Annotated in this window: 23 protein-coding genes and 1 pseudogene; 15 read left to right on the plus strand and 9 right to left on the minus strand. The window is 70.3% G+C overall.

Annotated elements, in window-relative coordinates:
* Nucleotides 1-89: 89 nt before the first annotated feature.
* The 4 genes from CIW48_RS10330 to CIW48_RS10345 all read left to right on the plus strand — a co-directional run bounded on the left by CIW48_RS10330 (nt 90) and on the right by CIW48_RS10345 (nt 3,049).
* Nucleotides 90-878, plus strand: a complete 789-nt coding sequence (locus CIW48_RS10330) for a creatininase family protein (RefSeq protein WP_149310714.1) — start codon at nt 90-92, stop codon at nt 876-878.
* A 70-nt stretch (nt 879-948) separates the two neighbouring features.
* Nucleotides 949-1,692 (plus strand): DUF1223 domain-containing protein, encoded by a 744-nt coding sequence (locus CIW48_RS10335; RefSeq protein WP_149310715.1) that lies wholly within the window; start codon nt 949-951, stop codon nt 1,690-1,692.
* A complete protein-coding gene (locus CIW48_RS10340) occupies nt 1,689-2,360 on the plus strand; it encodes a sigma-70 family RNA polymerase sigma factor (protein ID WP_246695186.1) in 672 nt (223 codons plus the stop codon). The genes CIW48_RS10335 and CIW48_RS10340 overlap by 4 nt, the downstream gene beginning before the upstream one ends.
* Complete coding sequence (locus tag CIW48_RS10345) at nt 2,360-3,049, plus strand: NrsF family protein (protein ID WP_149310716.1); 690 nt, start codon at nt 2,360-2,362, stop codon at nt 3,047-3,049. Before CIW48_RS10340 ends, CIW48_RS10345 begins: the two co-directional genes overlap by 1 nt.
* Nucleotides 3,050-3,145: 96 nt before the next feature.
* On the opposite strand, the gene CIW48_RS10350 is transcribed toward CIW48_RS10345, so the two are convergent.
* Complete coding sequence (locus CIW48_RS10350) at nt 3,146-3,637, minus strand: YcgN family cysteine cluster protein (RefSeq protein WP_149310717.1); 492 nt, start codon at nt 3,635-3,637, stop codon at nt 3,146-3,148.
* A 311-nt stretch (nt 3,638-3,948) separates the two neighbouring features.
* On the opposite strand from CIW48_RS10350, the gene CIW48_RS10355 reads away from it, so the two are divergent.
* From CIW48_RS10355 to CIW48_RS10370, 4 genes and pseudogenes are all read left to right on the plus strand, one after another.
* Complete coding sequence (locus CIW48_RS10355) at nt 3,949-6,246, plus strand: PBP1A family penicillin-binding protein (RefSeq protein ID WP_149310718.1); 2,298 nt, start codon at nt 3,949-3,951, stop codon at nt 6,244-6,246.
* A 4-nt stretch (nt 6,247-6,250) separates the two neighbouring features.
* Entirely contained in the window at nt 6,251-6,934 is a 684-nt protein-coding gene (locus CIW48_RS10360; RefSeq protein ID WP_149310719.1) for a DUF1214 domain-containing protein, read from the plus strand.
* The gene (locus tag CIW48_RS10365; RefSeq protein ID WP_149310720.1) at nt 6,922-7,551 is read left to right on the plus strand and encodes a hypothetical protein; all 630 of its coding nucleotides are present in this window, start codon (nt 6,922-6,924) and stop codon (nt 7,549-7,551) included. Before CIW48_RS10360 ends, CIW48_RS10365 begins: the two co-directional genes overlap by 13 nt.
* Nucleotides 7,552-7,762: 211 nt before the next feature.
* Nucleotides 7,763-8,526 (plus strand): annotated as a pseudogene (locus CIW48_RS10370) (isocitrate lyase/phosphoenolpyruvate mutase family protein).
* A gap of 120 nt (nt 8,527-8,646) precedes the next feature.
* Here CIW48_RS10370 and CIW48_RS10375 read toward each other — a convergent pair.
* Together CIW48_RS10375 and CIW48_RS10380 are read right to left on the minus strand one after the other, a co-directional pair.
* The gene (locus tag CIW48_RS10375; RefSeq protein WP_173009239.1) at nt 8,647-9,471 is read right to left on the minus strand and encodes a hypothetical protein; all 825 of its coding nucleotides are present in this window, start codon (nt 9,469-9,471) and stop codon (nt 8,647-8,649) included.
* A 60-nt stretch (nt 9,472-9,531) separates the two neighbouring features.
* Entirely contained in the window at nt 9,532-9,744 is a 213-nt protein-coding gene (locus tag CIW48_RS10380) for a hypothetical protein (RefSeq protein ID WP_149310721.1), read from the minus strand.
* Between the two features lie 439 nt (nt 9,745-10,183).
* Between CIW48_RS10380 and CIW48_RS10385 the strand changes: the two genes are divergently transcribed.
* Both CIW48_RS10385 and gshB read left to right on the plus strand, forming a co-directional pair.
* Entirely contained in the window at nt 10,184-10,477 is a 294-nt protein-coding gene (locus CIW48_RS10385; RefSeq protein ID WP_149310722.1) for a hypothetical protein, read from the plus strand.
* Between the two features lie 46 nt (nt 10,478-10,523).
* Nucleotides 10,524-11,480 (plus strand): glutathione synthase, encoded by a 957-nt coding sequence (gene gshB, locus CIW48_RS10390; protein WP_149310723.1) that lies wholly within the window; start codon nt 10,524-10,526, stop codon nt 11,478-11,480.
* 140 nt (nt 11,481-11,620) lie between these two features.
* On the opposite strand, the gene CIW48_RS10395 is transcribed toward gshB, so the two are convergent.
* Nucleotides 11,621-13,156, minus strand: a complete 1,536-nt coding sequence (locus tag CIW48_RS10395) for a sodium:proton antiporter (RefSeq protein WP_149310724.1) — start codon at nt 13,154-13,156, stop codon at nt 11,621-11,623.
* 57 nt (nt 13,157-13,213) lie between these two features.
* A complete protein-coding gene (locus CIW48_RS10400) occupies nt 13,214-14,659 on the minus strand; it encodes a carbohydrate porin (protein WP_149310725.1) in 1,446 nt (481 codons plus the stop codon).
* A gap of 121 nt (nt 14,660-14,780) precedes the next feature.
* On the opposite strand from CIW48_RS10400, the gene CIW48_RS10405 reads away from it, so the two are divergent.
* On the plus strand, nt 14,781-16,379 hold the full coding sequence (locus tag CIW48_RS10405; protein WP_149310726.1) for a gamma-glutamyltransferase family protein: 1,599 nt from the start codon (nt 14,781-14,783) through the stop codon (nt 16,377-16,379).
* Between the two features lie 34 nt (nt 16,380-16,413).
* Here the strand turns inward: CIW48_RS10405 and CIW48_RS10410 are convergent, their stop codons facing one another.
* The 3 genes from CIW48_RS10410 to CIW48_RS10420 form a co-directional block, all read right to left on the minus strand.
* Nucleotides 16,414-17,271 (minus strand): class I SAM-dependent methyltransferase, encoded by an 858-nt coding sequence (locus tag CIW48_RS10410; protein WP_149310727.1) that lies wholly within the window; start codon nt 17,269-17,271, stop codon nt 16,414-16,416.
* A 12-nt stretch (nt 17,272-17,283) separates the two neighbouring features.
* Complete coding sequence (locus CIW48_RS10415; protein ID WP_091779927.1) at nt 17,284-17,793, minus strand: OsmC family protein; 510 nt, start codon at nt 17,791-17,793, stop codon at nt 17,284-17,286.
* 116 nt (nt 17,794-17,909) lie between these two features.
* Nucleotides 17,910-19,034: an aminotransferase class I/II-fold pyridoxal phosphate-dependent enzyme gene (locus CIW48_RS10420; protein WP_149310728.1), complete on the minus strand. Its 1,125-nt coding sequence runs from the start codon at nt 19,032-19,034 to the stop codon at nt 17,910-17,912.
* A 91-nt stretch (nt 19,035-19,125) separates the two neighbouring features.
* On the opposite strand from CIW48_RS10420, the gene CIW48_RS10425 reads away from it, so the two are divergent.
* The 3 genes from CIW48_RS10425 to CIW48_RS10435 all read left to right on the plus strand — a co-directional run bounded on the left by CIW48_RS10425 (nt 19,126) and on the right by CIW48_RS10435 (nt 21,626).
* Entirely contained in the window at nt 19,126-20,391 is a 1,266-nt protein-coding gene (locus CIW48_RS10425; RefSeq protein ID WP_149310729.1) for an adenosylmethionine--8-amino-7-oxononanoate transaminase, read from the plus strand.
* A gap of 134 nt (nt 20,392-20,525) precedes the next feature.
* Entirely contained in the window at nt 20,526-20,915 is a 390-nt protein-coding gene (locus CIW48_RS10430) for a response regulator (RefSeq protein WP_091779936.1), read from the plus strand.
* A gap of 84 nt (nt 20,916-20,999) precedes the next feature.
* Nucleotides 21,000-21,626 (plus strand): MarR family transcriptional regulator, encoded by a 627-nt coding sequence (locus CIW48_RS10435; RefSeq protein ID WP_091779939.1) that lies wholly within the window; start codon nt 21,000-21,002, stop codon nt 21,624-21,626.
* Between the two features lie 9 nt (nt 21,627-21,635).
* On the opposite strand, the gene CIW48_RS10440 is transcribed toward CIW48_RS10435, so the two are convergent.
* The gene (locus tag CIW48_RS10440) at nt 21,636-22,856 is read right to left on the minus strand and encodes a GTP-binding protein (protein WP_149310730.1); all 1,221 of its coding nucleotides are present in this window, start codon (nt 22,854-22,856) and stop codon (nt 21,636-21,638) included.
* 185 nt (nt 22,857-23,041) lie between these two features.
* Here CIW48_RS10440 and CIW48_RS10445 point away from each other — a divergent pair, with 185 nt between their 5' ends.
* Nucleotides 23,042-25,186 carry a TonB-dependent receptor gene (locus CIW48_RS10445; protein WP_173009240.1) on the plus strand — a complete coding sequence of 715 codons (2,145 nt, stop codon included), beginning with the start codon at nt 23,042-23,044 and terminating at the stop codon, nt 25,184-25,186.
* The last annotated feature ends 104 nt before the right edge of the window (nt 25,187-25,290 follow it).

Genomic DNA, 25,290 nt, shown 5'->3' on the forward strand with positions numbered 1-25,290 from the left:
ATGACATTCGACTTGGCGGCGACCAGCCGGTTAGATCGCCTCCCGGATCCGCCGCAGATCGGCGGCGCCGGCAGGAGGCCTCGGCAGGAATGACGGCGCGGTTCTGGTCCGAGCTGACCACTGAAGACTTGGCCCACCGCGACATGGGGCGGGCGATCGCCGTGCTGCCGGTGGCTGCCATCGAGCAGCACGGCCCCCATCTGCCGCTCGCCACCGACACGATCATCGCCGAGGGCTATCTCGCCCGGGTGCGCGACCACGCGCCGACGGATCTCGACGTGCTGCTGCTGCCGGTCCAGCCGGTGGGCAAGTCCGACGAGCACGATTCCTTCCCGGGCACGCTCTCGCTGGAAACCGGAACGGCGCTCGCCGCCTGGACGGGGATCGGCGCCGCCGTTCACCGTGCCGGCTGCCGCAAGCTCGTGATCGTCACGAGCCACGGCGGCAACAGCGCACTCATCGATCTCGTGGCGGGCGACCTGCGCGCCCGGTTCGACATGGTGGCGGTGACGACATCCTGGGCGCGGCTCGGCTATCCCGAGGGACTGTTCCCGGCGGACGAGATCGCGCACGGCATCCATGCCGGCGGTATCGAGACGGCGCTGATGCTGGCCCTGCGGCCGGATCTCGTCCGGACCGATCGGATTGCCGATTTCCCGCCGCGCACGCTGGCGATGATCCGCGATTTTACCCATCTGCGCGCTGGCCGCCCTGCCGCCTTCGCGTGGAAGGCTGGCGACCTCCAGGCCTCCGGCGCCATGGGCGATGCGCGGCTCGGAACCGCCGAGGCCGGCCGCGTGGCATTGGACCACGGCGCCCGGGCCTTCGTCGCGCTGCTGCGCGACGTTGACGCCTTCGAACTCGAGCTGCCGGCGTAACCGTCGTCGTGGTCCCGCCGAAGAAGCTGGTACGCTGGATTCGAACTGCCGGCGTGCGGGAGTTCCGGCCATGCGCCCTACCCTCTTGATCGCCGCCGCTTTGTTCTGCGCCGGCCTCCTTCCAGCCACGGCGGCGCAGCGCATTGTCGTTGTCGAATTGTTCACCTCGCAAAGCTGCTCATCCTGCCCTCCCGCGGAGGCGCTGATCGGCCGTCTCGCGCGCGAGACGCCTGGGGAGCGGGGCGACGTCCTGCCGCTCGCGTTCCACGTCACCTATTGGAACCATCTGAACTGGCGCGACCCCTTTGCCCTGCCGGCCGCGAGCACGCGCCAGGAGGCTTACGCGGCCCGCTTCGGCGGACCCACCTACACGCCGCAGGCGGTGATCAACGGGCGAATCGGGCTGGTCGGGTCCGACGAGGTCGGCCTGCGTGCCGCGATCGCCCGGGTCCAGGAGACCGGCCCCGGCATTCCCGTGACGCTGGGCCGCGACGGCGAGCGCGTCGTCGCGCAGATCGGGGCCGGCACCGGCGCCGGGACGGACGGCGCACGCGTCCTGCTGATCGGATACGATCCGAGCCACACCACACGTGTGCTGCGCGGCGAGAATGCCGGCCGCACCATCGAGCAGATCAACATCGTCCGCTCGCTTCAGGATCTCGGACGCTGGTCGGGTATGGCCGCGACCTTCACGTCGACCCGCCCCGAAGGCGCGAGTGCGGCCCTGCTGCTTCAGGCCGTTGACGGGCGCATCCTTGGCGCCGCGCGTCTCGCTGCGGCCCCTGCCGGGACGGTCCAGGAGGCCGTGCGATGATCCTCGCCGTTTCGGGCGGGATGGCCGGGCGCGGCTGGGCCCTGGCGTCGGGATCGGACCGCGGGGTAGATACGGCGCTGGCCGGGGGACGGAACGACGGCGGAGCCCGGATGGCGCTCGAACAGGAACTGGCAGCCCTGATGGCGGCAGCGCAGGGTGGTGACGCGGCCGCCTATCGTGCCCTGTTGAAGGCCTGCCTGCCGGTGGTCTCGGCGATCGCGCGGACGCAGGGCGTGCGCGGCGAAGCGGTGGACGATGTCGTGCAGGATGCGCTGATGACGGTCCACCGGGCTCGGGCGAGCTACGATCCCGCCCGCCCCTTCATGCCCTGGCTGCGCGCCATCACCCAGCGTCGGGCGATCGACCGGCTGCGGCACGCCGGGCGGCGTCCCAGAGAGGTCAACGATCCCCTGGCCTACGAGGCTGAAGTCGATCCGGGCCCGGCTCCCGGGCAGGGGCTCGAGGCGCGGGACCGGGCCGCCGCCCTGGCACGCGCGGTGGCGGCCCTGCCCGACGGACAGCGGCAGGCGGTGGAGCATCTCGGCCTGCGCGAGATGTCGCTCGACGAGACCGCCGCGCTCACCGGCCGGAGCAAGGGGGCCCTCAAGGTGAACCTGCACCGGGCGCTGAAGGCGCTCCGGGCCAGCCTGACGCAGGAGCGGGAGTGATGCCCGGAGAAGGGAGCAACTGGGCCGGCGTCGACCTGTCCCGTCACGAGCGGCTCGTCGAGGAGCTCGCGGGAGGGCTCGAACCTGTGCGACGGCTCCCTGCCCCGGAGGCTCGCGCGGCCCTGTGGCTCGGCGCGGCGCTGGGGGTTGGGCTGATGCTTGCCGCCTGGAACGGCACGGGTGGCTTCATGCTGCGCATGCATGTGCCGGATCTGGCCTTTGCGGCGATCGGCGCCGTGCTGACGGCGATCGCCGCTGCCTTCGCGGCCTTCGCCACCAGCGTGCCGGGCCGCTCCAGCCGCTGGGCCCTCCTGCCGCTTCCGCCCCTCGTCCTCTGGATCGGCGCGAGTGGGTTGGGCTGCCTGCGCGAATGGATCGCCCCGGGGGCCGACATACCCGGTGCGCATGCGGTCTCAGGCTGCTTCAGCTTCCTGATCTGCGTCTCAGTCCCGCTGTCGGTTCTGATCGTCGTGATGCTGCGACGCGCCTGCCCGCTGCGACCGAACCTCACGGCCGCCCTCGGCGGGCTTGCGGTGGCCGCAGCGGCGGCGGCGCTGCTGATGCCAGTCCACCCGCACGACGCCACCGCCACGGATCTTCTGATCCACGCGGCGGCGGTCACCCTCGTCATCGCGGCGAACGGATTGGCGGGCGGCAGGCTGCTGGGCCGTCAGGCCGCGACCGGCTAGGACGTTCTTGCTGAAGCGCGGATCCGCTTACAGTCTGCGGGAACCCTGGCCCCGGAGCGAAAGGATCTCCCGCGGCGGGGTCCCGCGCCTGTCGTCTCAGCTGGCACTGGGATCGAGGGCCGGCCAGTCCACGATCCGGTCCGGCAACTCGTCGTCCGAGAATTCCTCCTCGTTGCCCGAGAGCCGGCCACGAACCGAGATGCCGGCCTCGTGAACGCTCGCGGCCCGTCCGGAGACCAGCGGGTGCCACGGGTAAAGCGGCTTCCCGTCGCGCACGAGCCGGTATGCGCAAGTCGGCGGCAGCCACGCGATCGACCGCACCGCATCTGGCGTCAGGCGCACGCAATCGGGCACGCGCTTCTGCCGCCGGACATAGTCGCGGCACCGGCAGGTAAGGCCGTCGAGCAGCGTGCAGCCGATATCGGTGTGGTGGACGTCACCGGTATCCTCGTCTTCGAGCTTCATCAGGCAGCACCGGCCGCAGCCGTCGCACAGGCTCTCCCATTCGGACGGGGTCATGTCTTCGAGCGTCTTGGTCTGCCAGAATGGCTCGACCGCCCCGCGGCGCGGCGCCTCGGGCTTGGGCATCGGAAAGGTCTCTCGATCGGGGAGGCGCCTCTCTGCCCGAGCCGCAGGACCGCTGCAAGCGTGGCCGCCGCCGCACGAGCGCCGGGACGCCGGGCCCATGCGGCCGAATCGCGCTCTCGTGCGTTATGCCCAAGCTCGTCCGCGGCGATTCGCGAGACTGCGCAGAGCCTCGCACACGGGTCCGGATCCTGCTATGGACGTCGGGCGCTGCGCGGTGGCGTCGGCGCAGGTTCCCTGTCCGCGGCGCGGGCGCTCGACCATCCGCCGCCAGGATCCGCCGCAGAGGCGCTCGACAAGCCGGGTTCGACATCGTGCGCCTGCCGACGCTCACCGAAATCAAGATCCGCCTCGAACGCGCCGCGCTCGCGTTCGACGCCTGGGTCAATGCCAGCCTGTATGACAGTGGCCAGTCCACCGGGAACGCCTACGAGCGCTTTCAGCGTGTCATGAGCCGCTTCGCGGTGCGTGGCTGGAAGCGCGTCGCCCTGGACCTGACCAGCGAGGGCGTCACCATCGGGACCGGCGGCGCGGTGCTGATGCTGGCCCTGGCGCAGCCCGCCTTCCAGCTGACCAGCGAGAACTGGCTGAAGCAGCAGGACCTCGCCGTCACCTTCCTCGACCGTTACGGCACCGAGGTCGGGCGGCGCGGCATCAAGCACGACGACTCGCTCAAGCTCGACGACTTTCCCGACATCATGATCAAGGCGCTGGTCTCCACCGAGGACCGGCGCTTCTACGAGCACTGGGGCATCGATCCGATCGGCACCCTGCGGGCGCTGGTCAACAATTCGAAGGGCGGCGGCGGCACGCAGGGCGGCTCCTCGATCACGCAGCAGCTCGCCAAGAACCTGTTTCTGACGAATGAGCGCTCACTCGAAAGAAAGGTCAACGAGGCGTTCCTGGCGCTCTGGCTCGAGAGCCATCTCACCAAGAACGAGATCCTGAAGCTCTACCTCGACCGGGCCTATATGGGCGGCGGCACCTTCGGCGCGGTCGCGGCGGCGGATTACTATTTCGGCAAGCCGCTCAAGGACATCAGCCTCGCCGAGGCCGCCATGCTGGCGGGCCTGTTCAAGGCGCCGACCAAGTACGCCCCGCACGTCAACCTGCCGGCGGCCCGCGCCCGGGCGGCCGACGTGCTGCACAACATGGTGGAGGCGGGATTCGTCACCGAGGGGCAGATCCAGACGGCTTTGCGCAATCCGGCGACGCCGGTGACCCGGACCCGCGACATCACCGCCGACTACTACCTCGACTGGGCCTTCGGCGAGATTAAGGGCATGGCCGATGCCGGGAAGCTGCGCAACGACCGCGTGCTGACGGTGAAGACCCCCCTCGACCTCGCCATCCAGAAACGTGCCGACGAGGTGGTGGCGGACATCCTGCGCAAGTCCGGCGACGCCTACGACGTCGACGAGGCCGCCATGGTGATCCTCGATCCCGACGGGGCGCTCCGCGCCATGGTGGGCGGCGCCGACTACGGCGAAAGCCAGTTCAATCGCGCCACCGACGCGCTGCGCCAGCCCGGCTCGTCGTTCAAGCCCTACGTCTACTCGGCCGCGCTCGCCTCCGGTCTGTTCAAGCCCGACACGGCGGTGGTCGACAGCCCGGTCTGCATCGGCAACTGGTGCCCGCAGAATTACGGCCGCTCCTATGCCGGCCGGGTGCCGATGTGGCTCGCCGTGGCGAAGTCGATCAACACGATCCCGATCAAGATCTCCATCGCGCTGGGCAAGGCCATGGGCATCTCCCACGAGGCCCGGGCGGCCAAGGCGGGCCGCGCGAAGATCACCGAACTCGCCCACAAGATGGGTATCACCTCGAACCTGATCGACACCGTCTCGATGCCGATCGGCTCCGACGAGGTGACAGTCATCGATCAGGCGGCCGGCTACGCGGTGTTCGCCAATGGCGGGTTCCGTGCCAAGCCCTACGCGGCCATCGAGGTGAAGAACTCGTCCGGTGAAGTGATCTACCGCCACGCCGACGAGCCGCCGGACCGGGTTCTCTCGCCCCAGGTCGTGGCCGACATGAACTTCATGCTTAACAAGGTTGTCGAGGAGGGCACGGGCAAGCGGGCGCAGCTGGAGGGCGTGAAGGTCGCCGGCAAGTCCGGCACCACGAACGCCTACCGGGACGCTTGGTTCGTCGGCTACACCGGCAATTATGTCGGTGCCGTCTGGTTCGGAAACGACGACCACACCTCGACCAACAAGCTGACCGGCGGCTCGCTTCCGGCTCAGACCTGGCACGACGTGATGGAGCCGGCCCACCAGGGCATCGAGATCAAGGGCCTGCCCGGCTTGAAGGAGAGCCCTCGCGCGGCCCAGCAGCAAGCCTCCGGCGGCCCTACAGCCCCGATGGACCCCAACGCCAGCGCCTACGGCAAGCTCTCGCGCCGCTCCTTCGAGGTGATCAGCGGCCTGAACGGCTTGTTCCGGACGGTGGAACGCTCGCCCGGATCACCTTCGGGCGCGCGGTCCGGCGCCGGAGACGCGCCGAAGACCGGCCGAAAGCCGGGCGATCGGGCGGTGACGACGCCGTCCGGCCCGCTGCGCGAGGTCGCCGAGGGCGGCCGACCAGTTGGCGGCTTTACCGAGGTTCGCTGAGCGCATGAAGCTCACGATTCCCGATGCGTTCGGCCGGTCCTCCGCGTCCGTCAGAGCCCCACGCCACGGCGCGGTCCGGTTCGTCCTGCGCCTCTGGCGCAAGAGTTCGATCGCTGGCCTCGCCGTCTACGTGCTGGCGTTGGGGGCTCTTCTCGGACTCGCCAGCGCCGACTGGGCCACGAGCGGCGGCTATCCGTTCGGCGGCGTGCAGGTCGGGGCCTGGACGGCTTGGCCGCGGGCCGGCGCCGCGAACGCCGATCCCTATACGCGCGCGGTCAATGCGCGCCGGGGCGAGATCCCTCTGGCGGTCGGGGAAGGCCTGCTGCTCACGGCGGCGGTCGACGATTCCGGGCAGGCGCTCGACGCCACCTGCACCTACCGGGTCGGCGGCGCGACGCCGCCCGCCCGCGCCTGGACCGTCACGGTGGCCGGCCGTGGCGCGCGCGAACCCGGCCGCGCGCCCCTGCGCGAAGGCTTCACCTCCACGGAGGTGCTGCGCGCGGCGGATGGGCGGTTCGCGATCATGCTGGCGCCGGACGTTCAGCCGGGGAACTGGCTCCCGAGCCCACGGGCGAGCGGCCCCGTGCGTCTGGCTCTTCGCCTCTACGACACGCCGGTCGCCGCCAGCGTCGGGGCCCTCGACCGAAATTCCGTGCCGGCCATCACCCGCCTGGGATGCGCCCCGTGAGCCTGCGCTTCGTCTACGCCACGCTGATCGGCCTGGTGCTCGCGGGGATTGTCCACATCGCGGCGGTCCTGGCGATCCCCGCCTTGTCGGAAACCGACGCCGTCTCGCGTGCCCGCACCAGTGAGAACCTCGACCACCCGCAATCGATCTACACGGTTGCCACTGGTGACGACCCCTCTCCGGCCGAGGCATGGCTGCCGATCCCGGATCCGGCGGTGGCGGTGGGTGTCTGCGCCTACAATCTCGCCGACGGGCCGATGCGCGTTTCGGCCCGCACTGGGGCCCTGTCACTGTCGCTCGCCGCGCATGGCCGCCGGGGTGCCTTCTACGCGGTGACCGATCAGGCGGCGGTCCGCGGAGCCCTCGACCTCGTGATCCTCACCCGTGCCCAGTACGACGAGGCGCTCGCCGATGACGACGAGAACGACCCGAGCCGCGACGTGCGCATCGTCGCGCCCGACACGCGCGGGTTCGTTGTGGTGCGGGTGATCGCCAGCCTACCGAGCCAGCGCCCCGCCGCCAATGCCGCGGTCCAGGCCGTCTCCTGCACCACCGACACGCCTGCGGACGACACGGCGACGGGCAAGGATGCGTCCGGCAAGGGCACGGGGCGGTAGCCGGCAGGTCGGAACGGCCTCGTGTCGTCGGCCGATCTCGGACGTTGACGACCGCATCCCCTGAGGAGGGCGGATTGGATCCGGCGCGTGTTGTTCCCTCTTTGTGCTGATCCGGGATAGGTTCAGCCTTCAGACGGAGATGCGCATGTCCAGCCTGGATGCCAAACATAAAGCCTTCCTGGCGTTACACGAGCGGCCCGGTGCCTTCGTGATGCCGAACCCGTGGGACGCAGGCTCGTCGCGTATCCTGACGGCCTTGGGCTACGAGGCCCTGGCGACGACCAGCGCGGGCTTTGCCTTCTCGATCGGGCGCCGGGACTCCACTGCCGCCCTGTCTCGCGACGCGATCCTGGAGAATGCCCGCGCCATCGTGGAGGCGACCCATTTGCCCGTCTCGGCCGATCTGGAAGACGGGTTCGGCGCGGCCCCCGAAGCATGCGCGCTGACGATCATCCGGGCGTCGGAGGTCGGTTTGGTCGGCGGCTCGATCGAGGACGCCACGGGCGATTCGGCCTCGCCGATCTTCGATTTCGGCCTCGCGGTCGAGCGTGTTGCCGCCGCCGCCGAAGCAGCACGCCAGCCCCTTTCGTGCTGACTGCGCGCGCCGAGAGCTACCTGTGGGGCAAGCCCGACCTCGACGACACGATTCGCCGTCTGCAGGCGTTCGAGAAGGCGGGCGCGCACGTTCTGTACGCACCGAATCTGCCGGATCTAGACGCTATTCGGAGCGTGTGCGCCGCGGTGAGCTGCCCAGTCAACGTCGTCGCGGGCTTATCGGGGCAGCAGCACACGGTGGCTGAGTTGCAGGACGCCGGTGTGAAGCGGATCAGCGTCGGCGGGTCATTTGCGCGGGCGGCGCTCGGCGGTCTGGCGCGGGCCGCGCGGGAGGTGCTCGAACGGGGCACGTTCACCTACGCATCCGACGCGATGTCGGCACGCGAGGCGAAGTCCTACATGGCCGATGCGGCTCGATAGATTCGTTCGCGTGCCGCGCCGAACAGCCGAAAGGAGACCGGCGCTGCGCCGACTATGCTGGGCGATCCCAGGCGCTGACCATATCCGCAGGGCGGTTTCGGGAAGACCGCCCCCGGCCGCTCAGTCCTTGACCACCAGTGGCCCCGCCTGCGCAACCGGCAACGGGGGGAGGACCGGTCCGAGGCCGCATCGCGCCGCGGCATCGGGAGGAAGGAGCGGTTCGAGCAGGTTGCGGCGCGCGGCCAGCATCATGATGGAGCGCTCGGCCGAGACCGATTCCGGCGCCGGCGCCGCGGCGAACAGGTGCTCCAGGGCGAACCGATAGCGGGCTAGCCGCAGGCCGGCCTCGAAGCGCACCCAGGCGATCAGGCACCGGTTCTCGGCCACCCGCTGTACGGCATCCCGCAGGGCGGCATCGTCGAGGGTCTTGGCGAAGGGCAGGCTGCGCAGTCGTGCGGCATCCGCGTCGATGACGCGAGCGGCCAGCGCCACGAAGATCGGGATCAGCCGGGCATCGGCGGTCGCGTCGTCACTGAGTTTCCGGTAGCGGGAGACCGGGGAGCGGGACGGCTCCGCCGTCAAAGCCTCGTAATAGGCGCCGACCTCCTCGTAGCGCCATGTCGGCGGGAGCGCGTGGGCGCTGGCGAGGCCGAACACCGTGTCCTGGAACGCCGCGAAGCTGCTGGCGGGCTCGACGAAGCGCCACGCGCGGTCGCGCAGGGCCTGCTCGTCGTCGGTGAGGCCAGACTCAAGCAGCAGACGCCCGCGATCGCGGCTGCTGAAGCTGCCTGTCGTGTCGATGAGCCCATTCCAGACGCCTGTGCGCGGCCGGCCGAAATCACCGCTCTGGGTGCAGGCGGCGAGGAGCGCCAGCATCGCGCCGAAGGGGGCGAGACGCAGGGCGAGGCGCGTGCGGTCGAACGGCCGGCGATCCGGGACTGACATGGGGGAACCGTCGATGGCGTCGCGCGGCCGGAGGGATATGCGATATGCGCCGTGGCGCCCTCAGGACGCGAGGCGCTCGTAGCGGACGCCGAGGAACAGCAGGATCTCGCCGCGTCGCTCGCTGGAACGCGGTACGCGCGAGGTCGGCCGCGCCTCCGCGGCGGGAAATGGAATCAGCGTGGCGGACGTGGTCGGGGCAGCTCTGCGAGTCGGATCGGCAGCGTTCTGCGACGAACGGAGTCCACCGGTCTCCTGCGGCTTGAAAAGGGTCATGGTCTCCGGCTCCTGTCGGCGGTCCGAGCATCTGGCCCGGGCCCTTCGGAGGGCGTCGGCAAGGGCTACCGAAACAATCCAGCACGACGTAGTTAACGGAGTCTTTCCAGGGTTCGCCCGCGGAAATGGTATGCGATGGGAGTTGGCGCGCGAATTGCTGTGCCTCTCACGCCCATGGCGGGCGTTTCCTCCCTTCGACTTAAGGCCCTGTCCGACCCCGGACAGGGCCTTCTTGTTACCGGACACTCATGCTTGAGCTGCGGCCCGGTGCGACCTCCGCGCCACAATGGGGTGAAGCGTGGCCGCGACGTTCCTGCGCGGAACCCGCGGCGACCTCCAGCGCTTGCCTACCGCCCGGCCCGACCGATATGCCGGACACGGGCGAGGGCGGGGCCGCCGCGTCGGTTCTCCGCCCGATCGAGATTGAGGACACCGCTGAATGCGACTGGTTCCGGAACGATCACTGCGCTTCCCTCGCCGCGGCGGGTTGGCCACGGCGGCGCTCGCACTGCTCGCGCTGACGGCCGCCCCCGCCTATGCCCAGCGGGAGGACCAGGGTCTGCAGCTCGGCTGTGCGAACGATTATTTCCGTCTCTGCGCGGGCGTCGACCCGAACAGTCAGGATGCGGATCGCTGCATGATGCGCAACCGCAAGCGCCTGTCGCCCGAATGCCGCTCGGCGATCGGCGACTACGACAAGCGCACCGGCAGCAAGTCGCTGTCCGACGATTGAGACCGCATCCGGTCGAGATGCCCGCCGTTGGCGAGGGGCGTTTGGTATGAGCCTGACCGTCGCGGTTCAGATGGACCCGATCCAGAATATCCGGATCGCGGGCGACACAACCTTTGCCCTGCTGCTGGAGGCCCAGCGGCGGGGGCATTCCCTCGTCTACTACACGCCGGACCGGCTCTCGATGCAGGGGCGGCGCGTGACCGCGCGGGTCGAACGCCTGACCGTGCAGGATGTCGACGGGGCGCATTTCACGCTGGCGCCGCCGGAGCGGATCGACCTCGCCGAGGCCGATGTGGTGCTGATGCGCCAGGATCCGCCCTTCGACATGGCCTACATCACGGCCACCCACATGCTCGAGCGGATCCACCCGCAGACGCTCGTGGTCAACGACCCGTTCGAAGTGCGTAACGCACCCGAGAAGCTGTTCGTTCTCGACTTTCCCGAGCTGATGCCCCCGACCCTGATCAGCCGCGACAGGGCGGAGATCGAGGCCTTCCGACTTGAGCACGGCACGGTGGCGATGAAGCCGCTGCACGGGCATGGCGGCGCCGCCGTGTTCAAGGTCACCGAGAAAGACCCGAATTTCGGCTCGATGTTCGACCTGTTCGCCACCACTTTCCGGGAGGCCTGGGTCGTCCAGCGCTACCTCGACCGGGTCACGGAAGGCGACAAGCGCATCATCCTGGTCGACGGCGTCCCCATGGGCGCGGTCAACCGGGTCCCGGCGGCGAACGACATCCGCTCCAACATGGTCCGCGGCGGTGCCGCCTCTGCCTCGGAACTGACCGACCGCGAGCGCGAGATCTGCGCGACGATCGGACCGGAACTCGCGCGGCGGGGCCTGATCCTCGTGGGAATCGACGTGATCGACGGGCATCTCACCGAGATCAACGTGACCTCACCAACCGGAATCCGGGCGATTCAGCGCCTCGGGGGACCGGACCTGTCGGTGGCCGTTTGGGATGCGATCGAGGCGCGGATCGCAGCACGCAAGCGCGTGTGACAGCGCTCCGCTGACGCGGTCCATCCGCCATCGCGCGCGCAGCAAAGTGACCCAGCGCCGCGCGATGTCTGCTTGCGGTGTGTCAACGAGGAATCCTCCGCTGCGCGCACCAGGGCGGCGACTGCCCCTGGATGCCGCGCTCACGTCTCCGCGCGCGGCGTCGCGCTGAGTTCGGCCCAGTCGAACTCCTCCTCCAGCAGGTAATAGGCGTCGTCGCCGATCCGCCCCTGGCGACGCAGGGAAAGCACCGCGTCGCGGGCAGCCTCGACGGCGCGGCGCCGGGCGGCATCCGCCGGAAGGCTCTCCGGCGCCCGGCCCTCCTCGTGCGCTTCAGCCTCCGCGAGCGCCGCGCGGAACTCCGCGCGCAGGGCGTCGGCTGCCGGTTCATCCTCGGCGTCGGAAAGGCTGTCGAGGGCGGCCTGGTAGGCGGCGGCCCGGGCCCAGCCGGTCTCCCGCCCGACCGGGTCGTCGTCCTCCAGCTTCAGGCAAGCGAGGAGCGGGCGCAGGGTCAGGCCCTGCACGATGAGCGTGCCCAGCACGGTGAAGAAGGCGGTGAAGACCACGAGATCGCGGTGCGGAAACGCGGCGGGCAGCGCCAGCGCAGCCGCAACCGTGACGATGCCGCGCATGCCCGCCCAGGACAGGGCGAGACCCGGCCCGAGCCGTGCCGGCGCGCCTGCCTGCCGGAGGCCGAGCCCGCGCATGCCCGTGGTCGGCAGCACCCAGGCGAGACGGGTCACCACCACGGTGGCGAAAGTGGCACCTGCGAGGATCAGGGCCTGCCACGCATCCGGGCCGGTCAGCCGCTCCCGGATCGGATCGATCTGGATGCCGATCAGCACGAAAGCCAGGACGTTGAGCACGAACACCGCCGTGTCCCAGACCGCGTAGGAGATCACCCGGGCGCGCGGCGCCGTGATGCCCGGCGCCCGCCGGGCGACCGTCACCGCGAAGGTGACGATGGTCAGGACCCCTGACAGCTCCAGCCGCTCGGCGGCGAGCCAGATCCCGAAGGCAACGACGAACTGCATCACGATCGCGCTCGCCGGGTCCGTCACGCGCCGCGACAGCGCGACGAAGAGCAGACCGAGGACGGGGCCGACGACGAGGCTCGCCACGACGCCCAGAAGGAAGGCGGGCGCAACCTCGGCGGGGTGGAACGTGCCGGCCATCGCGCCAGCCACGCCGAGCCGGTAAATCAGCAGCGAGGCCGCATCGTTGAGCAGGCTTTCGCCGCGCAGGATCGTGGCGAGCCGGTGGGGCATCGGTGCGTGCTTGAGCACCGCCAGCGCCGCCACCGCGTCCGGCGGCGCGACCACTGCGCCGAGCACGATGCAGGCGGAGATCGGCATGTCCGGCACGACGAGCCGCGCCACGACCGCGACGGCGAGCGTCGTCACCGCGACCGCGCCGACCGCGAGCCCCAGCACCGCGCGCCAATTGTCCTTCATGTCCCGGACCGATGCGTCGAACCCGGCATCGAGCAGGACGGGCGCCAGGAACAGCGCGAGCGCGAGTTCGGGGTCGAGCCGCAGGTTCGGGACGCCGGGCACGAAGGCGAGGCCGACCCCACCCAGCGCCAGGAAGGCCGGATAGGGCGCGCCCAGCCGGCGCGCCAGACCGGCCAGAAGGACGGCGCCGAACAGGACGCCGACAACCCACTCGAAGATCAGCATGCTGCGGAAAGAACCGGGGCGCCGTCACCGTTCCCGGCAACGCCGTCGCGGGCCGGCTCAGTACTGCACGGTGGCGCGGACCCCGAGCACCGCGGCATTGCGCAGGCGGCGCCCGTCAGGCCCGGCGATGCCGGCGCCCGGATGGATGACGTATTGTGCGTCCGGCTGAACCGTGAAGCCCGGCCCGACGACGGCTTGATAGGTCGCCTCGATCACCGCCTCGGCGCGGCGCCTCGGCATCGGCATGCCCGTGTAGAGGATCGTGTCCCTGTCGGCCCGCTGCGCCTCGTCGCTGATGCGGGCGTAGGCGACGCTGAGGCCGATCGTGTCGTCGTCGCGCCCGTCGAGCAGGCCCTTGTAGGCGAGGCCGGTATCCAGGTAGGCGTCAATCAGGCTGGAGCGGGTGGGCGACCATGCGGCCCGTACGAAGAAGCCGAGACCCTCGTCGTCCTTGCCGGATTCCCGGTAGAGGGTCTGGTCGTAGATCGCGTAGAGGCCGGCATTGCCGCGCACCGGACGGCCGATCCCGCTGGCGTTCGGGTCGGCGAGCGGCACGCCGGTGATGTCGAAGCGCAGGCTGTCGAACCGGCCGAAATGCTGCCAGCCGCCGAGCGTGAGGTCGCCAGGCGGGCCCTTGGCCCCCGGAGCGATGTTGTACGCGTAGGTCGCCTCGGCGATGACCAGGGCCGGATCGCGCACGCGGAAATTCGTGCCGGTCCGATCGAGGCGCTGCGCCTCCGGATCGTCGCCCGGCCGATTGGCGCCTGCCGGATCGCCGTCATACAGCCCGACCTGCAGGGAGAAGCCGTTGCCCGGCGCGTATTTGGCCCGGATCGCCGGCGCCGCGAGCGGGTAGGCCGGGCCGCCGCTCGGCAGGTCGAGCCCGGTGATGGCCGGCCATCCGAAGGTGGAGTTCACGAACAGGGTCGCGGTCTGGCTGACGAAGAATTCGGTGTCGGCGGCCTGCTGCCCGATCCGGAGGCCGAGTTGGCCGTCCATCAGGCTCTGGTCGAGCCAGAGCACGTAGAGACGGCTCGACGGCAGCGCCTCGATGACGCTCGTGGTCAGTAGGTTGCCGACATAGTAGCGCGACAGACCGGTGCCGTGGATGACGTAGGCGTTGGCGTGGACCGTGGCGCCCTGCCAGCCCACGAGCCGGTCGAGGTCGAGATTGAGCCGCAGGTTGAGGCGATCCTCGACAATCGCGCCCTGCCGCAATCCGCCGACGGGGTTGCCGAGCACGTCGGCGATGTAGGTCAGGCTGTACTCGATGCCCCGCTCTTTCAGAAACGGGCGGATCCCCAGCGGATCGCCGAGCGGCCCGAGAGACGGCTCCACAGATCGGACATAGCCGCCGGAGGCTTGGCTGGTCGTCTCAGGCTGGGAGACCGAGATGCGGGGATCGGCGCCGGCACCCTCGAAGACGGTCGGGAAATGCTGCTGCGCTGCGGCAGGCACGGCCGACAGGCCGAGGGCGAACCAGGGTGTGAGCCTCCGGAACATTGGCCGCTTCTGGGCGACAGCACGCTTACAGCATAGCACGGAGCACCGCCTGGACACGCTTGGCCTTTGCAGGATGCGCAGGCTCGCCTAACCCTGCGCCGGTTACACCACAGGACCACTGATGCCCGAGACTCCCGTCTTCACCACTGCCGCCGTCGCCGCGCCCCATAGCCTCGCCGCCCAGGCCGGCCAGACCGTGCTGGCCCAGGGCGGCAACGCCATCGAGGCGATGGTGGCGATGGCCGCTTCCATCGCGGTGGTCTATCCGCACATGAACGGCATCGGCGGCGACGGCTTCTGGCTGGTGCGCGAGCGCGGCGGCCGGGTGCGCGGCATCGAGGCCTGCGGACCGGCCGGCCGCCTCGCTACGATGACCCGCTATCGGGAGAAGGGCTACGACGCGATCCCCGCGCGCGGTCCCGACGCCATGGTGACGGTGGCTGGCGCGGTGGGCGGCTGGCGCCTCGCCCTGGAACTGGCCCGCGCATTGGGCGGGCGCCTGCCCCTGGAGACGCTGCTTGCCGACGCGATCGGCCAGGCGCGCAACGGCGTGCCGGTCTCGCCTTCGGAGGCGCGCTACGTGCCTCAGGAACTCGACACGCTGCACGACGCCCCGAATTTCTCGAAGACGTTCCTGAAGGAGGGCAAGCCCTATCCGGCGGGGGAGACCCGCGCCCTTCCGCTTCTCGCCGCCACACTGGAGCAACTCGCCCATGCCGGCTTGAGCGACTTCTACCGCGGCGATATCGGCCGGGAGATCGCCGTCGACTTGGAGCGCCTCGGTGCGCCGGTCACCCGGGCGGATCTCGAGGCCTTCGCGGCGGCCGAGCGGGCGCCGCTCTCGATCCGGCGCCGTGACGCAACGCTCTACAACTTCCCGCCGCCGACCCAGGGACTCGCCGCGCTGCTGATCCTCGGGATCTTCGACCGGCTGAACATCGCCGAGGCCGAGAGCACGGCGCATTATCACGGGCTGATCGAGGCGACGAAGCGGGCCTTCGCGATCCGCGACCGGGTGGTCACCGATTTCTCCCGCCTGCGGCACGACCCTGCCGCTTTCCTGACAGCGGAACGGCTCGCCCGCGAGGCGGCACAGATCGAGATGGACCGCGCCGCCCGGGTGCCCCTGCCCGATCCGGGCCACGGCGACACGGTCTGGATGGGGGCGATCGACCAGGACGGCCTCTCCGTCTCGTACATCCAGTCGGTCTACTGGGAGTATGGCTCCGGCACGGTTCTACCCGCGACCGGCATCTGTTGGCAGAACCGGGGCATGTCCTTCTCGCTCGATCCGAAAGCCGTGAACCCGCTGGAGCCGGGCCGGCGGCCGTTCCACACGCTGATCCCGGCGCTGGCCTGCTTCGATGATGGCCGGGTGATGAGCTACGGCAGCATGGGCGGCGACGGGCAGCCGCAGTTCCAGGCTCAGATCTTCAGCCGCTACGCCGATTACGGGATGTCGGTGGCCAACGCGGTCGACGCGCCGCGCCTCCTCTACGGACGCACCTGGGGGGCTCCCTCGCTCAGCGTGAAGGTGGAGGACCGGTTCGATCCGGCCTGCATCGCGGCGCTCGGCCGCCTCGGACACGAGATCGAGGAACTGGGCGGACCCTATATCGACTCGCTCGGGCATGCGGGCATGCTGGTCCGCCACGCGCGTAACGGGCGGATCGAGGCGAGCCACGATCCGCGCTCGGATGGCGGCGCGCTGGGGCTCTGAGGGGCGTGTCGCCTGGGCGGCCCCTGACGACCGCTCACCCCGCCTGAACAAGCCAGCAGGCGGCACGCAGACTTACGGCCCCCCCTCGCGCGTGGCGCCGCAGAACCTCCGTCACCGCCGCTTCGGCCTGCATCCGCAGATGCGGCGCGGCCTCGCGGACGAGGTGCGAATTGGGGCCGAGGTCGAGAGAGACGTGGGTGGCCGTCGCGGTCGCCGCTGCATCGGTCTCGCCCTGCCCGAGGACGATGTCGCGGTCGAGCGCGTCGCAGGTCACGCTTGCGAACCCGGCGCCGCGCAGGAGTGCGACCAGCGGGTCGGCATCGGCGAAGCGGAACGGCCCGGGTGTGTCGGGCTGGGGTGGCGACGGGATCTCGGGCAGGAGCGGCAGAACCGCGTCCCGCGGCACGCTCACCCAGAGGTTCTCGGAGAGCGGCCGCCAGCACAGGAAGGTGAGCCGGCCGCCCGGTTTGAGCATCCGCCGCAGGTTGGCGAAGGCACGCCCTGAATCCGAAAAGAACATCACGCCGAAGCGCGAGAGGGCGTTGTCGAAGTGCCCGAGATCCGCCTGCTCCACATCGGCCTCGACGAATGCGACCGGGGCCGCGCCCGGCGCCTCCGCGGCGACGCGGCTCCGGGCGACAGCCAGCAGCGGCGCCGAGATGTCGGCTCCGGTCACAGCGCCGCCGGGCCCGATCCGGCGCGCCGCTTCCAGGGTCGTGGCCCCCGCACCGCAGCCGATATCGAGCACCCTGTCACCGGGGGCGAGGGGCGTGCGGGCGAACAGCGCCTCGGTCAGCGGGACGAACATCGCGTCGAGGACGGCTTGGCTGCGCGCCCAGCGCACGCCGACCTCGCCGTTCCAATACTCGGTCTGGGTGACACCGCCCGCCATGACGCTCCTCCCTCAGACGGTGGTCGTCGCCACCGACAGTTCGGGCTTGTGGTTCAGGGTCTGGAACACCACGCAGTAACGCTCGGTGAGCTTGAGCAGCTGCGCAAGCTTGTCCTCCGGTGCGTCGGTGTCGAGTTCGAAGAACAGGCGGATGCTGCGGAATCCCACCGGCGCCTCCTTGTCGACCCCGAGGGTACCGCGGAAATCGAGGTCGCCCTCGGCGCTGACCGTGCCGGACCGGAGCGGGATCTCCAGAGCGGTCGCCACCGCCTTGAGGGTCACTCCCGCGCAGGCGACCAGCGCCTCCAGCAGCATATCCCCCGAGCACAGCTCCGCGCCCGATCCGCCGGTGGCCGGATGAAGCCCGGCCTCCGCAATGGCGCGGCCAGTCTCGACCTTGCAGGCAATCTTGGTGTCGTCCAGCGTGCCCCTGGCCTTCAGGGTGATGACCGCCGCGTCCGGCGCGGTGCGGTACTTGTCCTTGATCGGAGCCTGGAGGGCTCGCAGCGCAGTGGCATCCATGGCGTCGTCCTCTCGAATTCGCTTCGCGCCCGCTTCTCTGCGGCGGGCCGGCCGGAGCGCTCCGGCTCCGTCGAGGCTCCGGTATAGGTGCGCGGGGTGCGGACGGAAAGCGGCCCTCAGGCCCGCCCGGTGAGGGCGGCAACCGCCTCGGCCATGGCGTCGACCTGGGCCTCGTCGTGGGCGGCCGAGAAGGCCACCCGCAGCCGTGCGGTCCCGGCCGGCACCGTCGGTGGGCGGATCGCCACCACCAGGAAGCCGGCCGCCTCCAGCGCGGCCGAGATGTCGAGCGCCGCCTGCGCCTCGCCGACCAGGACCGGCACGACGGCGCTCTCGGCTTCCGGCAGCCCCAGGCGGGCGGTGAAACGCCGGGCGAGCGCGACGGGCCGGGCCCGCCGGGCGGGCTCCGCCTCCAGGATCGCGAGGGCCTCCAGGGCGGCTGCGGCAGAGGCCGGAGGCAGGCCCGTCGTGTAGACGAAGCTGCGGGCGCGGCTCGTCATCAGATCGATCACGGGGCGCGACGCGCAGAGATAGCCGCCATACGAGCCGAGCGCCTTCGACAGGGTCCCCATCTCCAGCGGCGCCCGCGGGCCGTCCTCGACCACGCCGATGCCGTGGGCGTCGTCCACGAGCGTCCAGGCGTCGAAGGTCTCCGCGATGCCGAGGATGTCGCCGAGCGGCGCACGGTCGCCGTCCATGCTGAACACCCGCTCGGTCAGAACGAGGGCGCGGCCGTGATGGGACCGGTGCTCGGCGAGCTGCGCCGCAAGGTCGCCGGAATCGTTGTGGCGGAACGTCATAACCCGCGCGCCCGACAGTCGCGCGCCGGCCCACATGCAGGCATGGGACAGCTCGTCCAGCAGGACGAGGTCGCCGCGCCCGGCCAGGGCCGGGGTGATGCCGAGATTGGCGAGATAGCCGCTGCCGAAGACCAGGGCCGCCTCCAGGCCCTTGTGTCGCGCCAGACGTTCCTCCAGCGCGCCGAGATACGGGTGATCACCGGTCACGAGCCGCGACCCGCCCGCCCCCGCGCCGTGCGCAGCCGCGGCAGCCTGCGCAGCGGCGATCACGCGGGGATGGTGGGAGAGGCCGAGATAATCGTTGCAGGAGAACGAGACGAGCGCCCTGCCCTGTCGGGTCGCCGCGGCGTCCGGGCCGCGCTCGGTCGGCCTCAGCCGACGGCGCAGGCTGCCGGTCTCCAAGGCGTCGAGTTTTCCGCGGGCGAAGGCGTCGAGGCTGTCCATCAGGCCGGGGATGGGAGCTGCCGCGGCGGCAAAGTCAAGCGGCTCGCGCCGGACGCTTGACCCCCGTCCATGGTCCCACCATGCCGGACGCATGACCCGCGACGCGCCCGCCCGCCATCTCTGGCGGCCCTACACGCAGATGCGCCTCGCCCCGCCGCCCCTGGAGGCGGTGGCGACGCGCGGCACCCGCATCGTGCTCGCCGACGGCCGCGAACTCGTGGACGGTATCGCCTCCTGGTGGACGGCCGTGCACGGCTACAATCACCCGCACATTGCCCAGGCCGTGGCCGACCAGCTCGCGCGCATGCCGCACGTGATGTTCGGCGGCCTCACCCATGAGCCGGCCGAGCGGCTGGCGGCCCGGCTCGCCGTCCTGCTTCCGGGCGACCTCGATCACGTCTTCCTGAGCGATTCGGGTTCGGTCGCCGTGGAGGTTGCGCTCAAGATGGCGGCGCAGATGTGGATCAACCGCGGGGTGAGCGGTCGGACGAAGGTCCTGGCATTCCGCGGCGGCTATCATGGCGACACGATGGGGGCGATGTCGGTCTGTGATCCCGAGGAGGGGATGCATCGCCGCTTCGGTGCCTACCTGCCCACCCAAATCTTCTCCGACCTCCCGCGCGGCGCAGTCGAGACTGCGGCCCTGGACGCCGCCCTCGCGGCCCATCGCGACACCCTGGCCGCCGTGATCGTCGAACCGCTGGTCCAGGGCGCGGGCGGTATGCGGATGCATCCGCCGGAGGTGCTGGCGACCGTCGCGAGGCTCGCGCGCCGCCACGGCTTGCCGCTCATCGCCGACGAGATCTTCACCGGCTTCGGGCGCACCGGCAGCCTGTTCGCCTGCGAGCAGGCGGGGATTGTGCCCGACATCCTGTGCCTGTCGAAGGCGCTCACCGGTGGCACGATGGCGCTTGCCGCCACGGTCGCCCGCACGGAGGTGTTCGCGGCGTTCTGGTCCGAGGATCCGGCAGCGGCGCTGATGCACGGCCCGACCTTCATGGCCAATCCGCTGGCCTGCGCGGCGGCCAATGCCAGCCTCGACCTGTTCGAGGCGGAACCGCGCCTGACTCAGGCCCGCGCCATCGCGGACCGCCTTGCGGAGGGGCTGGAACCCCTGCGTCGGGTGCCCGGCGTGGCGGATGTTCGGGTTCTCGGTGCCATCGGAGCGGTGCAGTTCGCGCGGATGCCCGATCTGGCTGTCCTCAAGGCGAAACTGCTCGCCCAGGGCGTCTGGGTCCGGCCATTCGGCGACATCGTCTATCTCACGCCCGCCCTCACGATCGACGCGGCGGATCTCGACCGGCTGATCCAGGCGGTCGCCGCCACGGTGACCGCGCTGGCGCCGGCATCGACATGATGCCGGCGCCTTCCACATTCCCGTGACCAGCGCCCGCGCTGGCCTGCAACCCGAGGCCGTTTCTGCCGTTGGGCCTAGGGCTGGAGACGCGTGCGGCGGCCCGCGCGGCCGGACGCTGCCGGAGGGAGTACACAGTGGCGAGCGAGCAGACGGGTGCGAGCGGCGATCGGCCGGTGATCCTCCTCGTCGAGGACGAGGCACTGACGATCATGGACCTCGGGGACGTGTTGGAGGAAGGCGGTTACGACACCGTTCAATGCGCCTCGGCCGAGCGGGCGCTGAGCATTCTGCAGGCGCGCCCTGACATCTGCGGTCTGGTCACAGATGTGCAGCTCTCGGGAAAGACCGACGGGTTCGACCTCGCAAGCTCCGTGGCCGAGGCACGGCCGCAATTGCCGATCCTGATCGTGTCCGGGCGTGCGGCGCCAGACCCGGCCCGCATGCCCGAGCATGCCGAGTTCATTGCCCGGCCCTGCACCGGTGAGGACATTCTGGATCGACTTCAGCGCCTCATGCACTGCTGAGCGCATCTCTCAACAAGCCCCGTCATCGCACCGTCACCGGTCCGCGCCACAGGGTGCTGGGCGGCCGCTTGATGGGGGTGGACGGTGCAGATTCAGGATCGTCCGGCGGCCGCCGGCACAAATTCGGGCGCGTCGGTGGGCGACAAGCACAAGCGCGATCATCAGGACGAGGCCGCTTCCGTGCTCGGCCTCCCGTCGAAGAAACTGAGGCCGCCGGGCGTCCGCAGCGTCGGCTGGGCCCTTGTCCAGGCGGCGCGCCTGCATCGGGCCCGGACCGGCGACCGGCTCGCCAAGCTCGGCCTGTTCGCCGGGCAGGAGCAGGTCGTCCAGGCGCTGGCCTCGGCCGGCACGATGACGATGGGCGATCTCGCCGCGCTGCTGCGCGTGCGGCCGCCCACTGCCTCCAAGACCGTGACGCGGCTCGCGGCCCTCGGCATCGTCGAGCGTCGGGCCGAATCGGGCGACGGCCGCGTGGTCCGGGTCCAGCTCACCGAGGCCGGCATGGCCAAGGCCGAGGCCATCGAGCGGATCCAGGAAGAGGTGGAGGCCGAGTTGCTCGACCACCTCGACAAGACCGATCGGCGCCGCCTCCGGAAGCTTCTGCGCAAGGCTGCCCGTGGTCTGGCCGAGGCGGCGGGCGCCTCCGGTCAGACGACCGAGGCGGATGCCGAGATCGAGGCTGAGGACGAAGCCGAGGCGCTGGCGACCTGATCGGTGGATTCAGGCCGCGCGCTGCCAGGCCGGGAACGGATCCGGGAGCCCGCGATAGGGCTCAGGATCGAATGGCGCTTGATCCGCGCCGGTCTCGATCAGGCAGGCATCGAGCGCCGCGGTGAGCCCGGCCTCGTCCATGCCGGTGCCGATGAAGACCAACTCCTGGCGTCGGTCGCCCCAGACTTCGCTCCAGACCTCCTGCAGCCGCTCCCGAAACTCGGGCGCCTCCGGCCAGCGCCGCCGCGGCACCGCCGACCACCAGAAGCCCATCGCGGAGACCCGAGCCACGGCGCCCGCCAGGGAGAACGCGCCGACCCAGTCCGGCCGCGTCGCCAGCCAGAAATGGCCCTTCGCCCGGATCAGGCCCGGCCAAGTGGCCTTGACGAAGGCGTTGAAGCGCTCCGGGTCGAAGGGGCGCCGGGCGCGGTAGACGAACGAGGAGATGCCGTATTCCTCGGTCTCCGGCACGTGTTCGTGGGCGCCGTACAGCGCCTTGAACCAGAGCGGGTGCTGCTCGGCGCGCGCCTCGTCGAACAGTCCGGTATCGAGGATCTCGGATAGCGGCGCCCGCCCGTGGTCGGTTTCCAGGATGCGCGCATCGGCGTTCAGGCCGCGCACGACCGAGCGGACCAGGGCCAGATGCTCGGCGGAGACATCCTGCGCCTTGTTGATCGCAACCACGTCGGCAAACTCGATCTGCTCCACCAGCAGGTCCACCAGCGTGCGGGTGTCCTCCGTGCCCGCCGCCTCGCTCCGCTCGCGCAGGAAGGCCGCCGAGCCGTAATCCTTGAGCAGGTTCACCGCGTCGACCACCGTGACCATGGTGTCGAGCCGGGCGAGGTCCGACAGGGAGCGGCCCGCCTCGTCCCGGAATGAGAAGGTCGACGCGATCGGCAGCGGCTCGGCGATGCCGGTCCCCTCAATTAGCAGGTAGTCGAACCGTCCGGTCTCCGACAACCTGCGGACCTCGGCGAGCAGGTCGTCGCGCAGGGTGCAGCAGATGCAGCCATTGGTCATCTCGACGAGCGTCTCGTCGGTCCGGGACAGGTCGGCGCCCCCGGCGCGGACCAGATCCGCGTCGATGTTCACCTCGCTCATGTCGTTGACGATCACCGCGACGCGGCGGCCGTCGCGATTGGTGAGCACGTGGTTGAGCAGGGTCGTCTTCCCGGCTCCGAGGAAGCCGGACAGGACGGTCACGGGAAGGCGGGTGTCGCGCTGAGTCATGACGCGATCAAAGTGTTATAACGTTTCAAAGTCAACCGGCGTCGTGAGCTTGTGCAGGCGCGCCCCCCGGATCGCTGTTGCAACGATGTAACGTTTCTCGACCGTGTCCGACACCGGCCGGATTAACGCTTGCACCGGACCGAGGCACCGCAACAATGAAACGATATAACACTGTGTGAGTCTCGATGCTTCCCTCGCGCCGCTTCGGCTTCCTCGCCAGCACGGTCCTGTCCTCGACCGTCTGCGCCGGCCTCCTCACGCCCTCCGCCGCGCGGGCGCAGCAGGCCGTCGCCCTCGACGAGATCAGCGTCACCAGCCCGAGCCCGATCCAGCCGTCGCGCGGCGCGGTCGCGGCGGATGCGGCGGTGCCGATCGGCGTCCTGCCGGTGGCGACCAACACGTTCACGCCGGTCACCGTGGTGACCCAGGACCAGATCGCGCGCGACCAGCCGCGTACCCTGGGTGACGCCCTGTTCGACCGGCCGGGCATTTCGGGAACGTCCTACGCGCCGGGCGCGGCCTCGCGACCGATCATCCGTGGCCTCGACAATGCCCGGGTGCGGATCCAGGAGAACGGCATCGTCAATGGCGGCGTGTCCGACCTCGGCGAGGATCACGCGGTGCCGGTGAACCCGCTGGTCGCCGACCGGATCGAGGTGATCCGCGGCCCCGCGACCCTGCGCTATGGCTCCGGCGCCATCGGCAGCGTCGTCTCGGCCGACAACAACCGGGTGCCGACCTTCATCCCGGCGAACGGAGTGCAGGGCCAGGTCACCAGCGGCTTCTCCAGCGTGGATAACGGCCGGCTCGGGGCCGCCACGGTGGATGCGGGCGGCGATGGCATCGCGGTCCACGCCGACGGCTTCAAGACCGCGAACGACAGCTACGCGATCCCGGGGGGGATCCAGCGCAATTCCTACAACGAGTCGCAGGGCGGTGCGGTCGGCATCTCGGCGATTGGCGACCGCGGCTTCGTGGGCATCTCCTTCAGCCACTATGACGCGGTCTACGCAATTCCCGGCGGCGTCGCCGAGCAGGATCGCACCCGCCTGACGCCCAACCAGGACCGCATCCTGTCGCGGGGCGAGTACCGCCCGCTCGACGGCCCCTTCGAGGTGATCCGCTACTGGGCGGGCTACTCGGTCTACCGCCACAACGAGGTCGGGATCGGCGAGGACGGGATCGAGGGCGTCCAGGCGATCTTCAAGAACCGCGAGGCCGAGGGGCGTCTGGAGCTCCAGCACGTCCCGGTCTTTACCGAGTTCGGCAAGCTCACCGGCGCGCTCGGATTCCAATCGGACCGGCGCGTGATCAACACACAGCTCGAATCCTTCCTGCCGAAGACGGAGTCGCGCGCGAACGCGGTCTACCTCTTCGAGGAGCTGGAACTGCGCCCGGGCACGCGGCTGCAGGTGGCCGGCCGCTACGAGGTAGACCGGCTGTCGAGCACGGCGGCCCAGTTCCCCGCCGACTACGTGCCGGTCGACGGCCAGGAGCCGTTCCAGTACGCGCGAACCCGGCGCTTCGCCCCGAAGAGCGCCAGCATCGGCGCCCTGCAGGACCTGCCCTACGGCTTCGTGGCGAGCCTCACCGGCTCCTATGTCGAGCGCGGGCCCACGGGTTACGAGCTGTTCTCGCAGGGTCCGCACGACGCCACCGCGACCTTCGAGATCGGCAACCCGAACCTGAAGAAGGAGCGCGCCCGGACCGTCGAGGCCAGCATCCGGCGGGCCGAGGGGCCGTTCCGCCTCGACGCCACCGGCTACTTCACGCGCTATACCGGCTTCATCTACCGCAACTACACGGGCCTGACCTGCGACGACGATTTCGCGTCCTGCGGCCTCGGCACCGACAACCGGCAGATCGTCTACCAGCAGCAGAACGCAACCTTCTACGGCGCCGAGATCATCGGCCAGTACGACCTCGTTCCGGTTGGCAACGGCTTCGCTGGAATCGAGGCGCAGTTCGACTTCGTGCGCGCCCAATTCGACAACGGCGCGAACGTGCCGCGCATCCCGCCCTACCGGCTCGGCGGCGGCGTCTATCTGCGGGCCGATGGGTGGTTCGCGCGGGTGAACCTGCTCCACGCCTTCAGCCACGACGCCACGGCCGTGTACGAGACGCCGACCCCTGGCTACGACGACCTGCGCGCCGAGCTGAGTTACACCAAGGCCGTCGATCCCGCGGTCTACGGGGCGAGCGCGATCACCCTCGGTGTCCAGGGCCGCAACCTCCTGAACGACGACATCCGCAACTCGACCTCGTTCAAGAAGGACGAGATCCTGTTGCCGGGCCGGAATGTGCGGCTGTTCCTGACGGCGCGGTTCTGAGAACCGCTCTCCACCATGCGCCATCGTCCATGCGAGCGCGGCGAAGCCATCCGGGGCGACGCCTCCCGTCCGGGTGCCGTGCCGACCTGGGTCCCTCGCTGTGC

It is taken from the genome of Methylobacterium sp. P1-11 (assembly GCF_008329595.1).
Classification (GTDB): domain Bacteria; phylum Pseudomonadota; class Alphaproteobacteria; order Rhizobiales; family Beijerinckiaceae; genus Methylobacterium.

What these genes read in the sequence shown, in the direction of transcription:
- CIW48_RS10330 (WP_149310714.1), top strand. Translation starts at nt 90, where the DNA reads ATGACGGCGCGGTTCTGGTCCGAGCTGACCACTGAAGACTTGGCCCAC.
- CIW48_RS10335 (WP_149310715.1), top strand. Translation starts at nt 949, where the DNA reads ATGCGCCCTACCCTCTTGATCGCCGCCGCTTTGTTCTGCGCCGGCCTC.
- CIW48_RS10340 (WP_246695186.1), top strand. Translation starts at nt 1,689, where the DNA reads ATGATCCTCGCCGTTTCGGGCGGGATGGCCGGGCGCGGCTGGGCCCTG.
- CIW48_RS10345 (WP_149310716.1), top strand. Translation starts at nt 2,360, where the DNA reads ATGCCCGGAGAAGGGAGCAACTGGGCCGGCGTCGACCTGTCCCGTCAC.
- CIW48_RS10350 (WP_149310717.1), bottom strand. Translation starts at nt 3,637, where the DNA reads ATGCCCAAGCCCGAGGCGCCGCGCCGCGGGGCGGTCGAGCCATTCTGG.
- CIW48_RS10360 (WP_149310719.1), top strand. Translation starts at nt 6,251, where the DNA reads ATGAAGCTCACGATTCCCGATGCGTTCGGCCGGTCCTCCGCGTCCGTC.
- CIW48_RS10365 (WP_149310720.1), top strand. Translation starts at nt 6,922, where the DNA reads ATGCGCCCCGTGAGCCTGCGCTTCGTCTACGCCACGCTGATCGGCCTG.
- CIW48_RS10375 (WP_173009239.1), bottom strand. Translation starts at nt 9,471, where the DNA reads ATGTCAGTCCCGGATCGCCGGCCGTTCGACCGCACGCGCCTCGCCCTG.
- CIW48_RS10380 (WP_149310721.1), bottom strand. Translation starts at nt 9,744, where the DNA reads ATGACCCTTTTCAAGCCGCAGGAGACCGGTGGACTCCGTTCGTCGCAG.
- CIW48_RS10385 (WP_149310722.1), top strand. Translation starts at nt 10,184, where the DNA reads ATGCGACTGGTTCCGGAACGATCACTGCGCTTCCCTCGCCGCGGCGGG.
- gshB (WP_149310723.1), top strand. Translation starts at nt 10,524, where the DNA reads ATGAGCCTGACCGTCGCGGTTCAGATGGACCCGATCCAGAATATCCGG.
- CIW48_RS10395 (WP_149310724.1), bottom strand. Translation starts at nt 13,156, where the DNA reads ATGCTGATCTTCGAGTGGGTTGTCGGCGTCCTGTTCGGCGCCGTCCTT.
- CIW48_RS10400 (WP_149310725.1), bottom strand. Translation starts at nt 14,659, where the DNA reads ATGTTCCGGAGGCTCACACCCTGGTTCGCCCTCGGCCTGTCGGCCGTG.
- CIW48_RS10405 (WP_149310726.1), top strand. Translation starts at nt 14,781, where the DNA reads ATGCCCGAGACTCCCGTCTTCACCACTGCCGCCGTCGCCGCGCCCCAT.
- CIW48_RS10410 (WP_149310727.1), bottom strand. Translation starts at nt 17,271, where the DNA reads ATGGCGGGCGGTGTCACCCAGACCGAGTATTGGAACGGCGAGGTCGGC.
- CIW48_RS10415 (WP_091779927.1), bottom strand. Translation starts at nt 17,793, where the DNA reads ATGGATGCCACTGCGCTGCGAGCCCTCCAGGCTCCGATCAAGGACAAG.
- CIW48_RS10420 (WP_149310728.1), bottom strand. Translation starts at nt 19,034, where the DNA reads ATGGACAGCCTCGACGCCTTCGCCCGCGGAAAACTCGACGCCTTGGAG.
- CIW48_RS10425 (WP_149310729.1), top strand. Translation starts at nt 19,126, where the DNA reads ATGACCCGCGACGCGCCCGCCCGCCATCTCTGGCGGCCCTACACGCAG.
- CIW48_RS10440 (WP_149310730.1), bottom strand. Translation starts at nt 22,856, where the DNA reads ATGACTCAGCGCGACACCCGCCTTCCCGTGACCGTCCTGTCCGGCTTC.
- CIW48_RS10445 (WP_173009240.1), top strand. Translation starts at nt 23,042, where the DNA reads ATGCTTCCCTCGCGCCGCTTCGGCTTCCTCGCCAGCACGGTCCTGTCC.